Annotated in this window: 13 protein-coding genes; 8 read left to right on the forward strand and 5 right to left on the reverse strand. The window is 50.7% G+C overall.

All coding sequences use genetic code 11. From position 1 onward, the window contains the following. Window positions 1–176 precede the first annotated feature (176 nt). Both ACY0JR_RS13615 and ACY0JR_RS13620 read right to left on the reverse strand, forming a co-directional pair. Complete coding sequence (locus ACY0JR_RS13615; RefSeq protein ID WP_462634648.1) at window positions 177–770, reverse strand: YceI family protein; 594 nt, start codon at window positions 768–770, stop codon at window positions 177–179. 278 nt (window positions 771–1048) lie between these two features. Further along, complete coding sequence (locus ACY0JR_RS13620; RefSeq protein WP_462634649.1) at window positions 1049–3751, reverse strand: hypothetical protein; 2703 nt, start codon at window positions 3749–3751, stop codon at window positions 1049–1051. Between the two features lie 227 nt (window positions 3752–3978). Here ACY0JR_RS13620 and dtd point away from each other — a divergent pair, with 227 nt between their 5' ends. From dtd to ACY0JR_RS13635, 3 genes are read left to right on the forward strand one after another with little or no spacing between them, the layout of a single operon-like run. Next, a complete protein-coding gene (dtd, locus tag ACY0JR_RS13625; protein ID WP_462634650.1) occupies window positions 3979–4431 on the forward strand; it encodes a D-aminoacyl-tRNA deacylase in 453 nt (150 codons plus the stop codon). A 45-nt stretch (window positions 4432–4476) separates the two neighbouring features. Beyond that, window positions 4477–5550 carry an acyltransferase family protein gene (locus ACY0JR_RS13630; RefSeq protein ID WP_462634651.1) on the forward strand — a complete coding sequence of 358 codons (1074 nt, stop codon included), beginning with the start codon at window positions 4477–4479 and terminating at the stop codon, window positions 5548–5550. Between the two features lie 10 nt (window positions 5551–5560). Beyond that, window positions 5561–5887 (forward strand): nucleotide pyrophosphohydrolase, encoded by a 327-nt coding sequence (locus ACY0JR_RS13635; RefSeq protein ID WP_462634652.1) that lies wholly within the window; start codon window positions 5561–5563, stop codon window positions 5885–5887. Between the two features lie 307 nt (window positions 5888–6194). Here the strand turns inward: ACY0JR_RS13635 and ACY0JR_RS13640 are convergent, their stop codons facing one another. Both ACY0JR_RS13640 and gcvT read right to left on the reverse strand, forming a co-directional pair. Continuing rightward, window positions 6195–6902 (reverse strand): 2-phosphosulfolactate phosphatase, encoded by a 708-nt coding sequence (locus ACY0JR_RS13640; RefSeq protein ID WP_462634653.1) that lies wholly within the window; start codon window positions 6900–6902, stop codon window positions 6195–6197. Between the two features lie 167 nt (window positions 6903–7069). Continuing rightward, on the reverse strand, window positions 7070–8164 hold the full coding sequence (gene gcvT, locus ACY0JR_RS13645) for a glycine cleavage system aminomethyltransferase GcvT (protein WP_462634654.1): 1095 nt from the start codon (window positions 8162–8164) through the stop codon (window positions 7070–7072). Window positions 8165–8543: 379 nt separating this feature from the next. Here gcvT and ACY0JR_RS13650 point away from each other — a divergent pair, with 379 nt between their 5' ends. Beyond that, window positions 8544–10037: a sensor histidine kinase gene (locus tag ACY0JR_RS13650; RefSeq protein ID WP_462634655.1), complete on the forward strand. Its 1494-nt coding sequence runs from the start codon at window positions 8544–8546 to the stop codon at window positions 10035–10037. 44 nt (window positions 10038–10081) lie between these two features. After that, complete coding sequence (locus ACY0JR_RS13655) at window positions 10082–10525, forward strand: response regulator (RefSeq protein WP_462634656.1); 444 nt, start codon at window positions 10082–10084, stop codon at window positions 10523–10525. 557 nt (window positions 10526–11082) lie between these two features. On the opposite strand, the gene ACY0JR_RS13660 is transcribed toward ACY0JR_RS13655, so the two are convergent. Continuing rightward, the gene (locus ACY0JR_RS13660; protein ID WP_462634657.1) at window positions 11083–11694 is read right to left on the reverse strand and encodes a ribonuclease HII; all 612 of its coding nucleotides are present in this window, start codon (window positions 11692–11694) and stop codon (window positions 11083–11085) included. A gap of 187 nt (window positions 11695–11881) precedes the next feature. Between ACY0JR_RS13660 and ACY0JR_RS13665 the strand changes: the two genes are divergently transcribed. The 3 genes from ACY0JR_RS13665 (at window position 11882) to acs (ending at window position 16406) form a co-directional block, all read left to right on the forward strand. Then, window positions 11882–12190 (forward strand): DUF485 domain-containing protein, encoded by a 309-nt coding sequence (locus ACY0JR_RS13665; RefSeq protein ID WP_462634658.1) that lies wholly within the window; start codon window positions 11882–11884, stop codon window positions 12188–12190. 37 nt (window positions 12191–12227) lie between these two features. After that, window positions 12228–13796, forward strand: coding sequence for a sodium:solute symporter family transporter (locus ACY0JR_RS13670; RefSeq protein ID WP_462634659.1), 1569 nt, complete (start codon window positions 12228–12230; stop codon window positions 13794–13796). Between the two features lie 711 nt (window positions 13797–14507). Continuing rightward, window positions 14508–16406, forward strand: a complete 1899-nt coding sequence (gene acs / locus ACY0JR_RS13675) for an acetate--CoA ligase (RefSeq protein ID WP_462634660.1) — start codon at window positions 14508–14510, stop codon at window positions 16404–16406. The last annotated feature ends 81 nt before the right edge of the window (window positions 16407–16487 follow it).

A 16487-nucleotide genomic window follows, 5' to 3' on the forward strand; every position in this document is an offset into this window, starting at 1 on the left:
AGAGCTACTTGCTAGAAGGACAGCCATTCAGGTTGTTGGTGATAACACCAACAACGGCGAAAGCAGCGCACCGCATCACCACGCCAGCAACAGGCAAACCCCATGCACAAAAAAAAACGGCTATGCCCTTGTGGAGCATAGCCGTTTTGCTTAAAAGGTATTTTCCTGAAAGTAGCTTATTTCTGAGCCACTAAATCAACGTTCAAATCAAACTCGTTGCTGATGGCTTTGTCGCCTAGGTTGTCAAAGAAAGAACCTGAACCGTATTTGATGTCATATTTGGTTCTGTCTACTTTGATGTTGGCTTTGGCTTTGATCTGGTTTCCCGCGTGGCTGATGGTAGCCGGGAACTGAACCGGGTTTTTGATGCCTTTGATGGTCAGGTCACCGTTCACCAGGTACTGGCCTTTGGTTTTGGTAGGAGCCACTTTCGTGATTACCAGGGTAGCTTTCGGGTATTTCGCCGTCCCGAAGAAATCATCAGACTTCAGGTGACCTACCAGGTTGCCGTTCATTTTGGCATCGGTGATGTCTGTGCAAGTGATGGAGTTCATGTCAATGTCAAAAGAACCGCCCAAGATGTTCTTGCCATCGCTGCTGAATTTACCATCAGCTATGTTGATCATACCCGCGTGCTCACCAGTTACTTTGGTGCCTTTCCAGCTAACCTTAGACTGGTTTTTCACAACTTTGTACTCTACGCCTTTTCCCGCGAAAGCGAATGTTACCAGCGCCACCAGCGCGGCCAATACGGTGTTTCTTAGTTTCATTTCTTTTTGATTTACTGTTTTGGTAAGGCAAATGTATAAACAACTTATGTATATACATACAATTTAATTAAATTATTTTCCTGTTCTGTATTTGAGTGTCGGTGGTTTCCGGCGAGTCTGGAGACTCGTATCACCCTTTGTCACGATACTTGAGTCTTGTGACAAAGGGTGCCAGTGGTTTTCAAACCTGTGAGGAATTGGAGAACCCACAGCTTTCAGGCCGTTTTCTGTAAAACAGCTCTATTACCAAGTCTCGCCTATTCCTAAAAGTCAAGGGTCTAGCGGCCTTGCACCACTGTTTTCTGCAGGAGCTTGTTGTAGGTAGTGAAAATGGTGTATTGGTTTTGCACCTCGTTGTAGCGCACGGTGGGTGGGTAGCTGCTGTTGATGGCGCTTTCTCCCAAGGGTTGGGCCTGCACGTCAAATAAGTACGCTTTGCGCGGACCGGTTTCCCAGATCACGTAGAGCTTGCGGTCTCCGCCGAAATGATAGTACTGCACTTCTTTAGCCGATGCGGTCACAAAGCGGCGGTCTAGCAGGAGTTTCCCGTCTTGGGCGAACAAGGCCACCCGGCCCGGGTCTGAGCGAGCAATGATAAAGGACTTCCCTCCTGCTTCGGGTACCATTTTGAATGTACTGCGGCGGTCTGGGCGCAAAAGCTGCTCGCGCTTGACTATCTCGCCGGTTAAATCAAACGTGATGACCTGGCCATCCTGGGTCACGGTGGTGAAAAGCGAACGCCGGAAAGAAATGCCCACTTTAGAAAAAAGTCCTGACCGGATGTTGGCGTTGAGATTAATGGGAAAACCCGGATACGGCTCGCCCTGCGTCCCGAAGGCGTGAATGTACCCGTTCTCCAGCACGGCCAGCACCACATTGCGGCCATTCACTTTCACGTGCTGAGGCGGGGCCGCCAGACGGCCGTCCAGGCGCATGGGATTAAAACCGGGCTGTAGGTTTCCCTGCATGTCCAGAATGAAAAGATTGCCTAAGTTATCATCGGCAGCCAGCCGGTAGTCACCGGTTTTGTCATAGTCAAACAAAGTCAGGCGCTGCAGCCTGATGGAATCTCCCAGTGTGAAGGGAAAGTTCTCTTCCTCTTCACCGTTCTTGTCAATGCAATGCAGGCTGTTGGTGGTGGCGAAGAAATATTTGGGGCGCTTGTCTGCGCCAAACGGAAACTGAAGCACAGGACCCATCACCCTTCCTGAAAGCGTGTCGCTCCAGTTACGGCGGCCGCGTTCAGTGCCAATTCCGTACAAAACCAGCGCCGAGTCCTGCACCACTACTTCAGCGCTGTTGTCTACCTCAAACTGCGTCTGGAAGGGCGCGGAAATAAGCCGGCTCTTGAAGTCAAAGGTTTCTTCCTGCCTGATGCCCTGGTTCGCCAGCACCGCTTTTACCCGTGATTCTTCCTGGTGCCGAAGCAGGAAACTGGTGTAGTATTGTTTATCCTGGGCACTGAACTGCACCCCGAAATAGTTGAATTTCTTGACAATGGTGCTGTTGCTGAGCAGGCTGCCCTGTTTCTGCGGACTCATGGAACGCAACAGTAGGTTCCAGGCATGGCTCGTATTCACAAACAGGCCTAGGTTGTCTTTCTGCTGAGATTGGTTGAGGAAAGGCTCCAGGGCCTCAGACTTGCTCCAGACTTTCCCTTCCTCTACTTCGGTAAGCAGTGACCGCATGGTGGCTACATCATCGGTAAACAGAATGTAGTTCTGCAGGGTGGTGTAATAGGTTTGCTCAAAGCCCTTGAAAACCTCCCCGAACAGTTGCTGCGGCAGTTCCTTGGCGGTGAGTAACCGAATGGTGTGCGTGCCGTGCTTCTCCACGGTGCCCACGGTCTGGCCAGGTTGCAGGCGGTTCAGCATTTCCTGCGTGAAAAGCGGGTTAGCAGACTGCGCAAACAGCACTTTCTCGGGATTGGTTTTGGTGTCATAGGCTTCCAGGTAACAAAGCCCCAACTCACCCGCAAAAGAACCAGACAAAGAATCCAGGAAAGAGCCATCCGGCTTGCCGGGATTCCCCCGCAGGGAATTCATTTTGTTCAGGCCCATGTGCAGCACAATGGCCGCCCGTACCGGCAACACCTCGCGCAGGTTGAACGCCTTGGCTTCATGTCCCTGAATTCTGTTGTAGAGAGATCCTTCTACCGTCTCGGGATTGGAGAAACCGTTCAAAAACAGTCGGTTGTTTTCCAGCTTGAGTTCCAGCATGCTGTTGCGGCAAAGACTGCTGAGCAGTTCCACGTCTTCCAGCAGCTCTTTCTTAAGGAAAACGCCCAATAAATCAGGCACGTGCCGGTAGTTGATGAAGACGTTGGCGTACACATCATTCTGGCTCAGGTAATTGGTGTTCTCGTAGTCTTTGGCCGGCGACTCCAATTGCCCCCGGTTTATCTTCCTAATCACCTCTTCCACCAGCACCGAGTTAGGGCTGATGACCAGATTGTTATGGTAACTGAAATACGAAAGGTTGTTGTCGTTGTCGCGGTGAATGATGTCAGTGATCTGGAAGCCCTGGTAATCCCGAACTTCCTGCCGGTACACGCCAGATTTGCCCAGGTTCTCTACCAACGTTCTGATGTAGCGGTGCTGGGCCACGGTATTGACGGGCACATAATAAATCATCTCACTTTCTGTACGGCCCAGTACGTGCATGGATACCAGTACATTCTTATTGGTGAGGAAATTACGAAGTGGCTTTTGCCCGCCAGAAAGGCTGTCCAGCAAGGCCAAGGGGTCTTCCAGGCGCAGCACGAAGGGCATACGGGAGATGGTGGCCCACATGTCGGTTTCCTGCAGATGGTCCAGGAATCGTGGTGCGTTGTTGGTTTCCACCACAAAAACGGCATCATCGGGCACCAGGGTCCAGAGACTCACCTTTTCGCGGGCTGCCGTCCATTTTGAATACCCATAGTAGCCCAGTGCCACTAGCAGCACCACACCACACAGCCAATAAATCGCCTTTTTCGACATCCTTGCAGGTTAGGGACACAAAAATAAAGAAAAAACACCGCTTCCGCGTCGCCGCCTTATAAGTTTGATGAATGTGCGGTTTGCGGCGCGGGCTGCGGGTTTTCTTTTTAACTTGGCGTTTTAGGATGGAATGATTGAGTGATTGAGAGAAGGAATGAATGGTTTTTTGCTCTTTTTTGAGAAAACTCACTTAAACCAATGGCATCCAAAGCAAACTATTTCAGAATATGCGCATCGTGATTCAGCGGGTGTCTCAGGCATCTGTTACCATTGCAGGAACCGTTACCGGACGAATTGAGCAAGGCCTTTTGGTTCTGGCTGGCTTCACCGTTTCTGACACCCCCGAAGACCTTTCCTGGACGGCCAAGAAAATTGCCCAACTTCGCATTTTCTCTGATAATGAGGACAAGATGAACCTAAGCGTACAGGACGTGAACGGCGGCATCCTGCTCATCAGTCAGTTTACGCTGTATGCCCTCACCAAGAAGGGCAACCGTCCCTCCTACATCAATGCTGCCCCACCTGCCGTGGCCATCCCGCACTACGAACAGTTTCACCACTTACTGGAGCAGGAACTAGGCAAACCCGTCCCTACCGGCATCTTCGGAGCAGATATGAAAGTGGCCCTCATCAACGACGGCCCCGTCACCATCACCATTGATTCGCAGAACAGAGAGTAAATCCTGAAAAATCTGCAACTCCTAAAGTGTTAGGTTCACTTGGCTATGATCAAACCTCTTACCTCTCTGCGTTTCTTTTTTGCCTTGATGGTTTTCTTGTCCCATTCCGATTTCCTTCATTACTATGGCGGTACCACCCTGTCCTACTTGTATAATTCATTTTTTAAGGAGGGGTTTATAGGAGTTAGTTTCTTTTATGTTCTCAGTGGCCTCATTCTGAGCCATACGTATGACAAATCCTTTTCTGAAAAACTGAGCCAAAAGGTGGTAAAAAACTTTTGGCAGAAGAGGGCTGCAAGAATCTACCCCATGCATTTGATAGCCTTGTTGGTAGCCTTACCCTTAACCTATAGGCTTTTTGCTCAACAACCATTTCTTTGGTTTGGAAGTTTAGGACTTAACCTTGCATTGTTTCATAGCTTTATACCAGTAGAGAAAGTATTCTTCTCCTTTAACAAAACCTCTTGGAGCCTATCCAATGAAGCATTTTTCTATCTTTTATTTCCTGTTGTCTATAAAATATTCCTTGGAAGAAATATAAAATCACTGCTTCTACAGAGTACTCTCGCTGCTGTGCTGCTTCTTACTCTGTTTTGGCTCATACCAATTCACCAGCACCACTTTTTTTTTTCCATCAACCCTCTTACCAGATTTCTGGACTTCTACCTTGGTATTCTACTGTATCAATTCATAAAGTTTACCACTCATAAATATCCCCAATCTGTTATTCCTGCCACTTTCTGTGAAGCTTTGGCAATTCTTTGTTTCGTTTTGTTTTTAGGGCTGCACAAAGAAGTTAATCTGACATACAGATACAGTCTTTATTATTGGTTACCTGTTTGCCTACTTTTGTATGCTTTTTACCACCAGAAGGGACTTCTATCTAAATTTCTGACGTATAAATTGCTAGTTATTCTAGGAGAGATAAGCTTCTCTTTCTACCTCCTGCATCAGCCAATTTTACGCTATACTTTGTACTTCAATAGGCTTTTGACAGGAGATGTAAACCCAATTTTGGTTTTTCTCAGCGGCTTGACTGTTACATTAGTAGCCAGCTACCTAACCTTTACTTTTATAGAGAAGCGTTTCATAAAGGTGAATAAACCTTTCAACAATTAACAACCAGAACATGACCTTAGAAGAAGCACAACAAACCGTAGATACCTGGATCAAAGACGTAGGCGTTCGGTATTTCTCTGAACTGACCAACCTGGCCATTCTCACCGAGGAAGTGGGCGAAGTGGCCCGCATCATCGCGCGGCGATACGGCGAACAGTCGTTCAAGAAAAGTGATGAAGAGGTAGATTTAGGGGCAGAAATGGCCGATGTGCTGTTTGTGCTCATCGCCCTAGCGAATCAGACGGGCGTTAATTTAACCGAGGCCTTCGCGAAAGGCATGGAGAAACGCACCTCCCGCGACAAAGACCGCCACCAGAACAATCCCAAGCTGCGGTAGCTCTGCTATGCGGTAGCGTTGCTAATAGAAAAACCCTTCGTTTAGCGGCTGTTTTGTAATAAACAGCCGCTAAACGAAGGGTTTTTCCTCTCGCTCGCGTCCCGCGAGTGTGGGCTACCATCGGCCTCTGGCCGAGTTAGGGGAATTTGCTAATCTTTACTCTTTAGCGGCGGGACGCCGCAAGTAGCTCACACTCGCGGGACGCGAGCGAGGGATTCGGTGAGCTGCAAAAGAAAACCCGTTTCTGGCATGTTTTAGAAAAACGTACTGGAAACGAGTTTTCTTTAATTCCCTTAGAAGTACCGCCTTATTCCGCCGGAACCAGGAAATCTTCTTTCAGAACGGGTACTACGGTGTAGGTATCTTCCTGCAAGCAGAATTCAATGTCTTTTAAGATATGGAGGCGCTCCAATCTCTGCACGTGTGAGGACTTGGAAAGGAAGCCCAGCATGTCTGGCTTGGCGGTTTGGTAAAGGTGGTAGGCGGCCAACGTGGCGTCATGGTTCAGTTCGAAGTCACCTTCCAGGCGTTCTGCCAAGGCCCCGGCGAACAGCGTGTCTTCCAGGTTGAACATACCTTTCCAGCCCGCGCAGACCACTACCACGTCTTTTCCGGCTTGGCGCAGATAGTCGGCCACGGCACCTACGTTGAGGAAAGCGCCCACCAGCACTTCATCTGCGGCACGGGAAAGCCGGATGGCCTGGGTGCCATTGGTGGTGGTAATGGCCAGCAACCGCCCGGTGTGGTCTTCCTCTAAGTAGTGTAACGGCGAATTGCCCAAGTCAAAGCCTTCGGCCTTAACGCCATCGCGCTCGGCGGCTACCAAATAGCCAAGGTCGCGGTAGGCCAGGCAGGCTTCCAGTTCGCTCACGGGGGCAATGTGGGTAATGCCGTTAGCCAACGCGGTGACCATGCTGGAAGTGGCGCGCAACACATCTACGGCTACGGCAATTTTGCCGGTTAAATTATACAGGGGCAACAGCTCTGGGCTGAAGCAAACGTCTATGGAAGGCATTTTATAAGAGTTCTGAGTTCTGAGTCCTGAGTTGGGTTAAAAAATTTGGCGTTTAGGGGCTGCTTTTCATAAAGCAGCTCCTAAACGCCAAACAAAGGTTCTGGGCCTTGAGCCGAAATGAATTACATTTCCAACTCAGGACTCTGGACTCAAGACTCAGAACTCCTTTAAACGGTTGGTTTGTAGAACGGCAGTTTTACTACCTGGGCTTTGAGTTGCTTGTTGCGTACTTTGATGAAAACCTCGGTGCCGGGGGCGGTGTATTCGTTTTGCAGGTAGCCCAAACCTACCCCTTTGCCCAAAGAAGGGGACATGGTGCCGGAGGTTACTTCGCCAATGGTCGCGCCTTCTGCGTTCACAATCTCGTAGTGGCTGCGCGGAATACCCTGTTCCATCATCTCGAAGCCAATGAGTTTACGGCGCACGCCTTGCTCTTTCTGTGCTTTCAGCGCCTGGGCGTTGGTGAAGTCTTTGTTGAATTTGGTGATCCAGCCCAGACCGGCCTCCAGCGGCGAAGTAGTGTCAGTGATGTCGTTGCCGTAGAGGCAGTAACCCATTTCCAGGCGCAGGGTATCGCGTGCACCCAAACCAATGGGCTTAATCCCGAACTCGGCTCCGGCCTGCATGATTTGCTCAAACACCTCTTTGGCGCTCTCGTTGGGTACATAGATCTCAAATCCGCCCGCACCGGTATAGCCGGTGGCCGAGATGATCACGTCTGGCTGACCCGCAAAGGTGCCTTTGTCAAAGGTGTAGTACACCATGTTCTTCAGGTCAACGGGCGTCAAAGACTGCAGCGCTTCTACAGCTTTGGGACCCTGCACGGCAAACAGGGACATTTCATCTGAGATATTCTTCAGCTCGGCGCCATTAGTATTGAACTGGCTGATCCAGTTCCAGTCTTTTTCTATGTTAGAGGCATTCACAACCAGCATGTATTCCTCGGGAGCCAGGCAATAAACCAACAGGTCATCCACAATACCGCCTTCCTGGTTGGGCAGGCAGGAATATTGGATTTTGCCGGGCGTCAGTTTAGCCGCGTCATTGGTGGTCACGCGCTGAATCAGGTCCAGGGCATTTGGTCCCGTCACCAGAAACTCACCCATGTGCGACACGTCAAAAATACCCACGGCCTTGCGCACGGTGTGGTGCTCGTCCAGATCTGAACTGTAGCGTACGGGCATGTTGTAACCGGCAAAAGGCACCATTTTCGCGCCCAGTGCTTCGTGCACATCATTGAGGGCTATTTTCTTCAATTCCATATAGGTGTGATTTTAGAAGCTGGGTTAAGAAAGGCAAAAGTAGGAAATTAGAGCGGGTTTCTAAACCTTCTTCCCGGCACTTCGGCTTTGTCGAAAACCGATACGGCTCTGTTTTTACGGGGTTTTCCGGAAAAGAAGCCGAAAAACGCTGCTGAACCAGAAAGGTCCAGGAAGAGTAGTTACAAAGACCGTTTCCAGGCTGCTTTCCTGAAAGGCCTACTGAAACGTGTCTGCAAGATAGGGCTGCCCGCAAAATCTAAGCCGCCAGAAGTACCACAAAACATCTACTTTTGTAAAAACCGGTTTTTCTGAAAAGGAACATCTGGGGCTTTCTTTGTTTATTCCGGGAGGTGGGGCCATCTCTCCTAGCGCATGTGACATGAATCTTTCAACCAAGCTTTTTGCCGGCTTTGTGCTTATCTCGCTGCTGTTCACCTCAGTGGCTATTGTCAACTACCAGTTGTCTGAGGACGTGATCTCCAACTCCAAGTTCGTGACCGACTCCCAGAACATTACCCGCACCTCGGCCTCCCTGCAACGGAACCTGATTGACATGGAAACCGGCATGCGGGGCTTTCTGCTCACCGGCAACGAGACCTTTCTGGCGCCATATTATTCGGCGGAGCCGTTGCTGCCCAGCCAGTTCAACTTACTCAAGGAGTACATGCAGGAAAAGCCCGACCAGCTGCGCCGCATCAAAGTCATTGAGGAAATGCATGACAAATGGCGCACCGAATTTGCCGAGCTGCTGATTGCCGAGAAGAAAAAGGAAAACGCCAAGGGAATTCCCACGCGCGGCATTCACGCGCTGGACCATGGTTTTCTGGTTCTGGCCGAAGAAGGAAAACGCATGACCGACCAGATGCGCATCTACTTCAAGGACTTCAACAGCATTGAATACAAGGTGCGCGGGGAACGCAACTCCCGACTGGAAGAAAGTATCTCAGACACCCGCCGCATCTCTACCACATTAACGGTGCTCTCAGTGTTGCTGGGTTTGGGCTGGGCGTATTACATTACGCGCCTCATTTCTAGGCGCATCATGAAAATGGTGAACCTGGCAGACAAGATTTCGCACGGCGAATACAAAACCCAGATTGAGGACGATGCCAACGACGAACTCACCCGCCTCACCGATTCCCTGAACCGCATGGCCGCCACCATTGACAGCACGTTCACCGAGCTGGACAGCAAGAACAAGGAGCTGGACCAATTCGCCTACGTGGTGTCGCATGACCTGAAAGCCCCTTTGCGCGGGATTGAGAACGCCTCGCGCTGGGTGGAGGAAGACATGGGCAAAGAGCTTCCGGCCCACATTCAGGAGTACCTCATGATGATGCGCATACGCGTGCACCGCATGGAAAACCTCATTAACGGCATTCTGGCCCTGGCCCGCATTGGCCGTTCTAATCTGGAAGAAGGCATGGTAGACGTGCAGGCGCTTATTTTTGAGGTCATTGACATGGTTAATCCGCCGGCGGAATTCAAAATCCATATTCCGGAACGGTTGCCTGTGGTAGAGGGCGCCAAGGTAGAATTGCAGCAGGTTTTCTCCAATCTTCTCAGCAATGCCATCAAGTACCACCACTCTACCTCGGGCAGCGTGACCATTGCCTACCAACAGTTGGAAGACCAGTATGAATTCTCGGTGATAGATGATGGCCCGGGCATTGAGGAAGAGTACCATGACCGCATCTTCGTGCTTTTCCAAACCTTACAGGAGCGCGATGCCGTAGAGAGTACGGGGGTGGGTTTGGCCATTGTGAAGAAGATTATTGAGCGCCGCGGCGGCACCATCAGAGTGTCTTCCACCGTGGGCAAAGGCTCTGCTTTCACGTTCACCTGGCCCATTCTTACTTTGGTGGAAGCCTGATTACCTCCTATATTTGACGTTTACTACTTTTTACAACCCGAACTATGAGTGATTCGCAGACTAGTATTTTGTTAGTGGAAGATGATTATCTTGATGCTATGAGCGTAGAGCGCGAGTTGCGGAAAATCAAGGTGATGGTGCCGCTCCACAAAGCCAAAAACGGACGCGAGGCCCTGGCTATGCTGCGCGGCGAGCCTGGTACACCCAAGTTAAATCCCTTGCCCAACATCATTCTATTGGACATTAACATGCCCAAGATGAACGGGATTGAATTTCTGGAAGAACTTCGCCAAGACCCCTTCCTCTCCCACCTGAGCGTGTTCATTATGACTACCTCCAACGAAGACTCTGACCGCCACGCCGCCCAGAACCTACAGGTAAGCGGCTATATTGTGAAACCCCTCACTTTTGACACCTTTAATGACGGCGCTTCCAGTTTAGACAGCTTCAGCCTTTTCCTGGACTTGCTTAAATTAAAACCGCAGTAACATTTACATAACCTGTTAAAAGCCGGGAGGCGTTTGGGGGCTGTTTTTGATAAAACAGTTCCCAAACGCCTCCCGGCTTTTTTATCTACGTCCAATTCTTTTTTCTCAGCGGAACTTTCATATAACGTGAACTCAGGAATTAAAACAGCAGAGAGAATCCATTCTGATTCCATGAATTCTCTTATAAAATGTTCTGCACGCATTTCGTCCCCCTTTGAAGGGGGTAGGGGGATGACGAAGCAGATTAGACAAGTAAAATCACGAACTATAAAACTAGAACGTTCAAAGCAACTATTCAAAACACCTGCACAGCACGGGTAAACATCCCCTCCGCCCCCTTCAAAGGGGTAGGGCCGTTAAGTTCTACATTGGAGGCTTAAACTGCGGTAAAGTCTATTGCCTTTCTTGCAGAGTTTGAGGCTAACGCCTCACTGAAGTTGCAAACTTCAGCTCATTTTAGGTCCAAGTTGAAAACTTGAACCATATCAATTTTTAGAACTTAACAGCCCTACCCCCTTCAAAGGGGGACGAAATGCGTGGGAATTCCTGAGTTCACGTTAAATAGTCTTTTCCAGCACTGTTGTCTCCGTCTCGGGTAGTAACTTGAAGGTCATTCTGTGGTGCGGCGAGACGCCATGTTCTCTGATGGCATTTCTGTGTACTTTGGTGGGGTACCCGGCGTTCTGTTCCCATCTGTACTGCGGATGAGCGAGGGCGAGGGCACACATCAACTCATCCCGGTGCGTTTTGGCCAAGACGGAGGCGGCGGCAATGTGAAAGAAACGGCTGTCGCCTTTGACCATGCAGGCGTGCGGCACGTCTTTGTAGGGCGTAAACCGGTTGCCGTCTACTAGCAAATACTCCGGCGAAATGTTCAAGAGGTCTATAGCGCGGTGCATGGCCAGAAAAGAAGCGTTCAGGATATTGATCTCGTCAATCTCCTCGGGACTCACCTCGGCTACGGCCCAATGTAGGGCTTCGCGGCAGATTTCTTCGCGCAGGTGCTCGCGCTGTTTGGCACTTAATAGTTTGGAATCTGTAAGCAGCGGGTGAAAGTAATCTGGGGGCATCACCACGGCCCCGGCCACTACCGGCCCCGCCAGGCAGCCGCGCCCGGCTTCATCCAACCCTACTTCCAGCCTTTTTCCGCTATGATTTGCGAGGAGCATTTCTTACTTCTTTTATCAATTCTCACTACAAAACAGGCAAAGAAGGTAAATAATTCTCTGAATGTATAGTCCTTATTAGATATATCTCATTAAATTGAGCAATCTGTTTCAAAGAAACTGAAAGACAGAGAAGGCTTTCGGCCTTCTTTCTGTACCGCTACTAACCACTTCAAACTACAAACAAAACATGGACCCGAACACCCAGAAACCCCATCACATCTTAGAAAGCCCCGAATTCAAAAAACTGGTCAAAAAACGCTGGTCGGTCTCGCTGGTGCTCACCTTTACCATGTTGGTCGTGTACTTCGGGTTTCTGCTGGTGGTGGCGTTTAACAAACAGGTCTTGGCAACCAAGATTGGGGAATACACCACGCTGGCCATTCCGGTGGGGCTGGGCATCATTCTGTTCGCCTGGATTCTTACCGGCATTTATGTATTCTGGGCCAACAGCGACTATGATACTTCGGTCCAGAACCTGAAAAACAAAATCTCCTAGTTTCCCTTCTCTCTCACCCAAGACCTTCTTCAACACTATGTTGTCTCTACTATTACAGGCCACTCCCAGCACCTCTACCTTGGGCACGGCCAACCCGGTTTCTATGGGCATGTTTTTCCTGTTTGTGGCCGTAACACTTTATATCACGTACTGGGCCGCCAAGAAAACCAAAACTGGTTCTGAGTTTTACGCGGCAGGCCGAAACATCTCGGGCTTCCAAAATGGTCTGGCCCTGGCGGGCGATTACATGAGTGCCGCCTCTTTCCTGGGTATTGCCGGTATGGTGGCCACTAAAGGCTACGACGGACTTATTTATTCCATCGGGTTTCTAGTAGGTTGGCCGCTCATCATGTTCCTAATTGCCGAACCGCTCCGCAACCTGGGCAAATACACCTTCGCCGATGTGGTGGCCTTCCGGCTGCGCCAACGCCCCATCCGGATTGTCTCTTCCGTTGGTTCCTTGTTGACCATCGCGTTCTATTTGATTGCCCAGATGGTAGGGGCCGGTGGCCTGATTAAAACTCTGTTTGGGCTTGATTATGAGATTGCGGTAGTAGTAGTAGGTTGTGTGATGACCCTGTATGTACTTTTCGGCGGCATGATTGCCACCACCTGGGTGCAGATTATCAAAGCAGTTTTGTTACTCAGTGGAGCTACCGTCCTCGTGTTACTTTCTCTTGCTAAGTTTGATTTCAGACCTTCTTATTTATTAGAAGCCGTAAGCACCCAATATGGTCAGGAAATGCTGGCACCGGGCGGCTATATCACCAATCCATTTGATGCGCTTTCGTTGGGTCTGGCGCTTATGCTGGGCACGGCCGGACTGCCGCACATTCTTATGCGTTTCTACACCGTGCCAGATGCCAAAGCCGCCCGTAAATCGGTGTTTGTGGCCACTGGGTTCATCGGGTATTTCTATTTACTCACGTTTTTGATCGGGTTCTCGGCCATGGCCTTGGTAGGCAAACCTAGCATTGAAGCCATTGACAAAGGCGGAAACATGGCGGCGTTGCTCCTGGCCGAACAAACCGGCGGAACCGCGTTTCTGGGCTTCATTGCGGCCGTAGCCTTCGCCACCATTCTGGCCGTAGTAGCCGGCTTGACCTTGTCTGGCGCTTCCAGCATCTCGCATGATCTGTACGTACACGTGTTCAAAAACGGCGTTTCCAATGAGAAAGGCGAAATGAAAGTAGCCCGGCGCGCCACCGTAGCCTTGGGTATTCTTTCTATTGTGCTGGGTTTGGTGTTCAAAGGACAAAACGTAGCCTTCATGGTAGGTCTGGCCTTCTCTATTGCCGCCAGCGCCAACTTCCCAGCCCTGCTCATGTCCATTATCTGGAAGCGTTTCACCACCAAAGGTGCCGTCTGGAGCATCGCCACCGGTGCGTTCCTTTCCCTGGTTTTAATTGTCCTGAGCCCCACCATTATGGTAGACATCATGGGCTATGACGAGGCCATATTTCCGCTGAAGAACCCCGCCTTGGTTTCTATGTCAGGAGCGTTTCTGATGGGAATAGTGGTTTCACTCCTCAAGCCAGAGTCTTCGGCTGCACTTAAGTTTGAGTCCGAAAAACTTCGCACGTACCTGGGCGTAGGCGCGGAATAACCGCAACTCGCCGCAAGCGTTCTGAGGCTGTTTTTCAGAAAACGGCCCCAGAACGCGGGGTGGTGTAGACACTCGCAGGTCTGGAAGACACTGCGAGGTCTTTGGAGTGGGCGGTATTGCAGTGGGGAGACAGAACCCTTTTATTTCATCCTAAACTGTTGATCAGCAAACGTGTGTGAGGCTTTCTCCTCACGGAAGTTGCAAACTTCCGGGCATTTTAGGTCCAAGTAACAGACTTGAACCATGTCCAGGGGAGAAGGCAATGCGTGTGATCTGCTTGTGTAAACATCCCCCTTCGCCCCCTTCAAAGGGGGAATCTCTGCTTTAGAGGGCAGAAGTACAGATGTTCTTCTATCAACATCACGCTACTTTTCCAATTCCAGTCTTTCCCGAGCGCGCCTCGCTTTTGGCCCTGGAATGGCTAAACTAAGAACAAGAGACTTCTCAGGCCGAAAGGGCAGTGCGAGAGGGGAAGACGGGGCCTCGCGGCCGTGAGCGCACGGAGGGCAGCCATGCAACAACAAAGCATAAGGGCCCCGCATCCACCCGCCGCTACGCCAGCAACAGGCAAAAGGCATGCACTAAAATCAACCCACCATTTACCACCTACATTCCCAAAAACCCGTTGAAAACGGAATACCTCCCTTCAATTCTTGGCTGCTTCGGCAGAACTTCTATATTTATGCCCACAAACCGAACCAACAGACAAACATGGATTACCGCATAAAATCTTTTGAAGAGTACCAGGAAACTTACCAGAAAAGCGTGGAACAGCCCGAAGAATTTTGGGCTGGCATTGCCGAGACATTCACCTGGCGCAAAAAGTGGGACAAGGTACTGGACTGGAATTTTGAAGAGCCAGACGTGAAATGGTTCGTGAATGGCAAGCTCAACATCACTGAGAACTGCCTGGACCGTCACCTGGAGAAACGCGGAAACAAACTGGCCCTCATCTGGGAACCCAACGACCCCAAAGAACGCTACATACGCTTCACCTACCGCGAACTGCACGAGAAAGTCTGCCAGATGGCGAACATCCTCAAGCGCAACGGCGTGCAGAAAGGCGACCGCGTGTGCATTTATATGCCCATGATTCCTGAGTTGGCGTTCAGTGTACTGGCCTGCGCCCGCATTGGGGCCGTACATTCGGTGATTTTCGCCGGATTCTCCCACACTGCCATGGCCGACCGTATCAATGATGCCCAAGCCAAAGTGGTACTGACGTCAGACGGCCTGAACCGTGGCCCGAAGCAAATTCCCGTGAAACGGGTAGTAGACGAGGCGCTGGAAACCTGCCCCAGCGTAGAGAAAGTGGTAGTGGTAGAGCGTGTGAGCTGGGCCGTGAACATGGTGGAAGGCCGTGATGTCTGGTACCATGAGGAACTTCAGCACGTAGACAAACACTGCCCCGCCGAGGAGATGGACGCCGAGGATATGCTCTTTATTCTCTACACCTCGGGCTCTACCGGTACTCCTAAAGGCGTTGTGCACACCTGCGGCGGCTACATGGTCTACACCGACTATACCTTCCGGAACGTGTTTCAGTACGAGGAGAGCGACATTTACTGGTGTACTGCCGATGTTGGCTGGATTACCGGCCACTCGTATTTACTGTACGGTCCGCTGCTTTCGGGCGCTACGTCCTTGATGTTTGAAGGCGTGCCCACCTTTCCAGACCCGGGCCGTTTCTGGCAGGTTATTGACAAATTCGGGGTAAACATTTTCTATACCGCGCCTACGGCCATCCGGTCACTCATGGGAGCCGGTCTGGACCACGTGCTTTCCTATAGCCTTGATTCCCTCAAAGTGCTGGGCTCAGTGGGCGAACCTATCAACGAGGAAGCCTGGCACTGGTACCACACCCACGTGGGTAAAACCCGTTGCCCGGTGGTAGACACCTGGTGGCAAACCGAGACGGGCGGCATTATGCTGACTTCGTTGGCCGGAGTTACGCCCATGAAACCAAGCCACGCCGGTTTCGCGCTGCCGGGTATTCAGCCGCTACTGGTAGACCAGAGCGGAAACGAAATCACCGAAAACGAGCAGGAAGGGTATCTATGCATGAAGTTCCCGTGGCCCGGCATCATCAGGACCACCTACGGCGACCATGAGCGGTGCCGTCAAAGCTACTTCAGCACGTACAAAGGTTTATATTTCACCGGAGACGGGGCTAAACGCGATGAGAACGGACTGTGGCGCATCATTGGCCGTGTAGATGACGTGATTAACGTATCGGGGCACCGCTTCGGCACCGCCGAAATTGAGAATGCCATTAACCAGAACAAATACATTGTGGAGAGTGCTGTAGTAGGCTATCCGCATGACGTGAAAGGCCAAGGCATCTATGCGTTTGTGGTGTGCGGCGAAGAAGCCCCAGACACGGCAGATAAACTTCGGGCCGAGGTCATTGAGACCGTGGTAGACCAGATTGGTAAAATCGCGAAGCCCGATAAAATCCAGATTGTGAGCGGCCTGCCGAAAACCCGGTCCGGGAAAATCATGCGCCGCATTCTGCGCAAAGTGGCCGAAGGCGATACTTCTAACCTGGGCGACACCAGCACTCTGTTAGACCCACCTATTGTAGACGAAATTATTCAAGGGGCCTTATAGGCCCCTTTTTTCTTTGCAATACCTGCTTCCCTTTTTTCTGATGTGTAGACGGAAAACAACTTCTAAATCGACTCTCAAGCA

This window comes from Rufibacter sp. JT3400010 (assembly GCF_054956755.1).

Bases quoted from the DNA above. Each gene is read 5' to 3' on its own strand.
- ACY0JR_RS13655 (WP_462634656.1), top strand. From the start codon at position 10,082: ATGAGTGATTCGCAGACTAGTATTTTGTTAGTGGAAGATGATTATCTT.
- ACY0JR_RS13670 (WP_462634659.1), top strand. From the start codon at position 12,228: ATGTTGTCTCTACTATTACAGGCCACTCCCAGCACCTCTACCTTGGGC.
- ACY0JR_RS13630 (WP_462634651.1), top strand. From the start codon at position 4,477: ATGATCAAACCTCTTACCTCTCTGCGTTTCTTTTTTGCCTTGATGGTT.
- dtd (WP_462634650.1), top strand. From the start codon at position 3,979: ATGCGCATCGTGATTCAGCGGGTGTCTCAGGCATCTGTTACCATTGCA.
- ACY0JR_RS13660 (WP_462634657.1), bottom strand. From the start codon at position 11,694: ATGCTCCTCGCAAATCATAGCGGAAAAAGGCTGGAAGTAGGGTTGGAT.
- ACY0JR_RS13620 (WP_462634649.1), bottom strand. From the start codon at position 3,751: ATGTCGAAAAAGGCGATTTATTGGCTGTGTGGTGTGGTGCTGCTAGTG.
- ACY0JR_RS13650 (WP_462634655.1), top strand. From the start codon at position 8,544: ATGAATCTTTCAACCAAGCTTTTTGCCGGCTTTGTGCTTATCTCGCTG.
- ACY0JR_RS13640 (WP_462634653.1), bottom strand. From the start codon at position 6,902: ATGCCTTCCATAGACGTTTGCTTCAGCCCAGAGCTGTTGCCCCTGTAT.
- gcvT (WP_462634654.1), bottom strand. From the start codon at position 8,164: ATGGAATTGAAGAAAATAGCCCTCAATGATGTGCACGAAGCACTGGGC.
- ACY0JR_RS13665 (WP_462634658.1), top strand. From the start codon at position 11,882: ATGGACCCGAACACCCAGAAACCCCATCACATCTTAGAAAGCCCCGAA.
- acs (WP_462634660.1), top strand. From the start codon at position 14,508: ATGGATTACCGCATAAAATCTTTTGAAGAGTACCAGGAAACTTACCAG.
- ACY0JR_RS13635 (WP_462634652.1), top strand. From the start codon at position 5,561: ATGACCTTAGAAGAAGCACAACAAACCGTAGATACCTGGATCAAAGAC.
- ACY0JR_RS13615 (WP_462634648.1), bottom strand. From the start codon at position 770: ATGAAACTAAGAAACACCGTATTGGCCGCGCTGGTGGCGCTGGTAACA.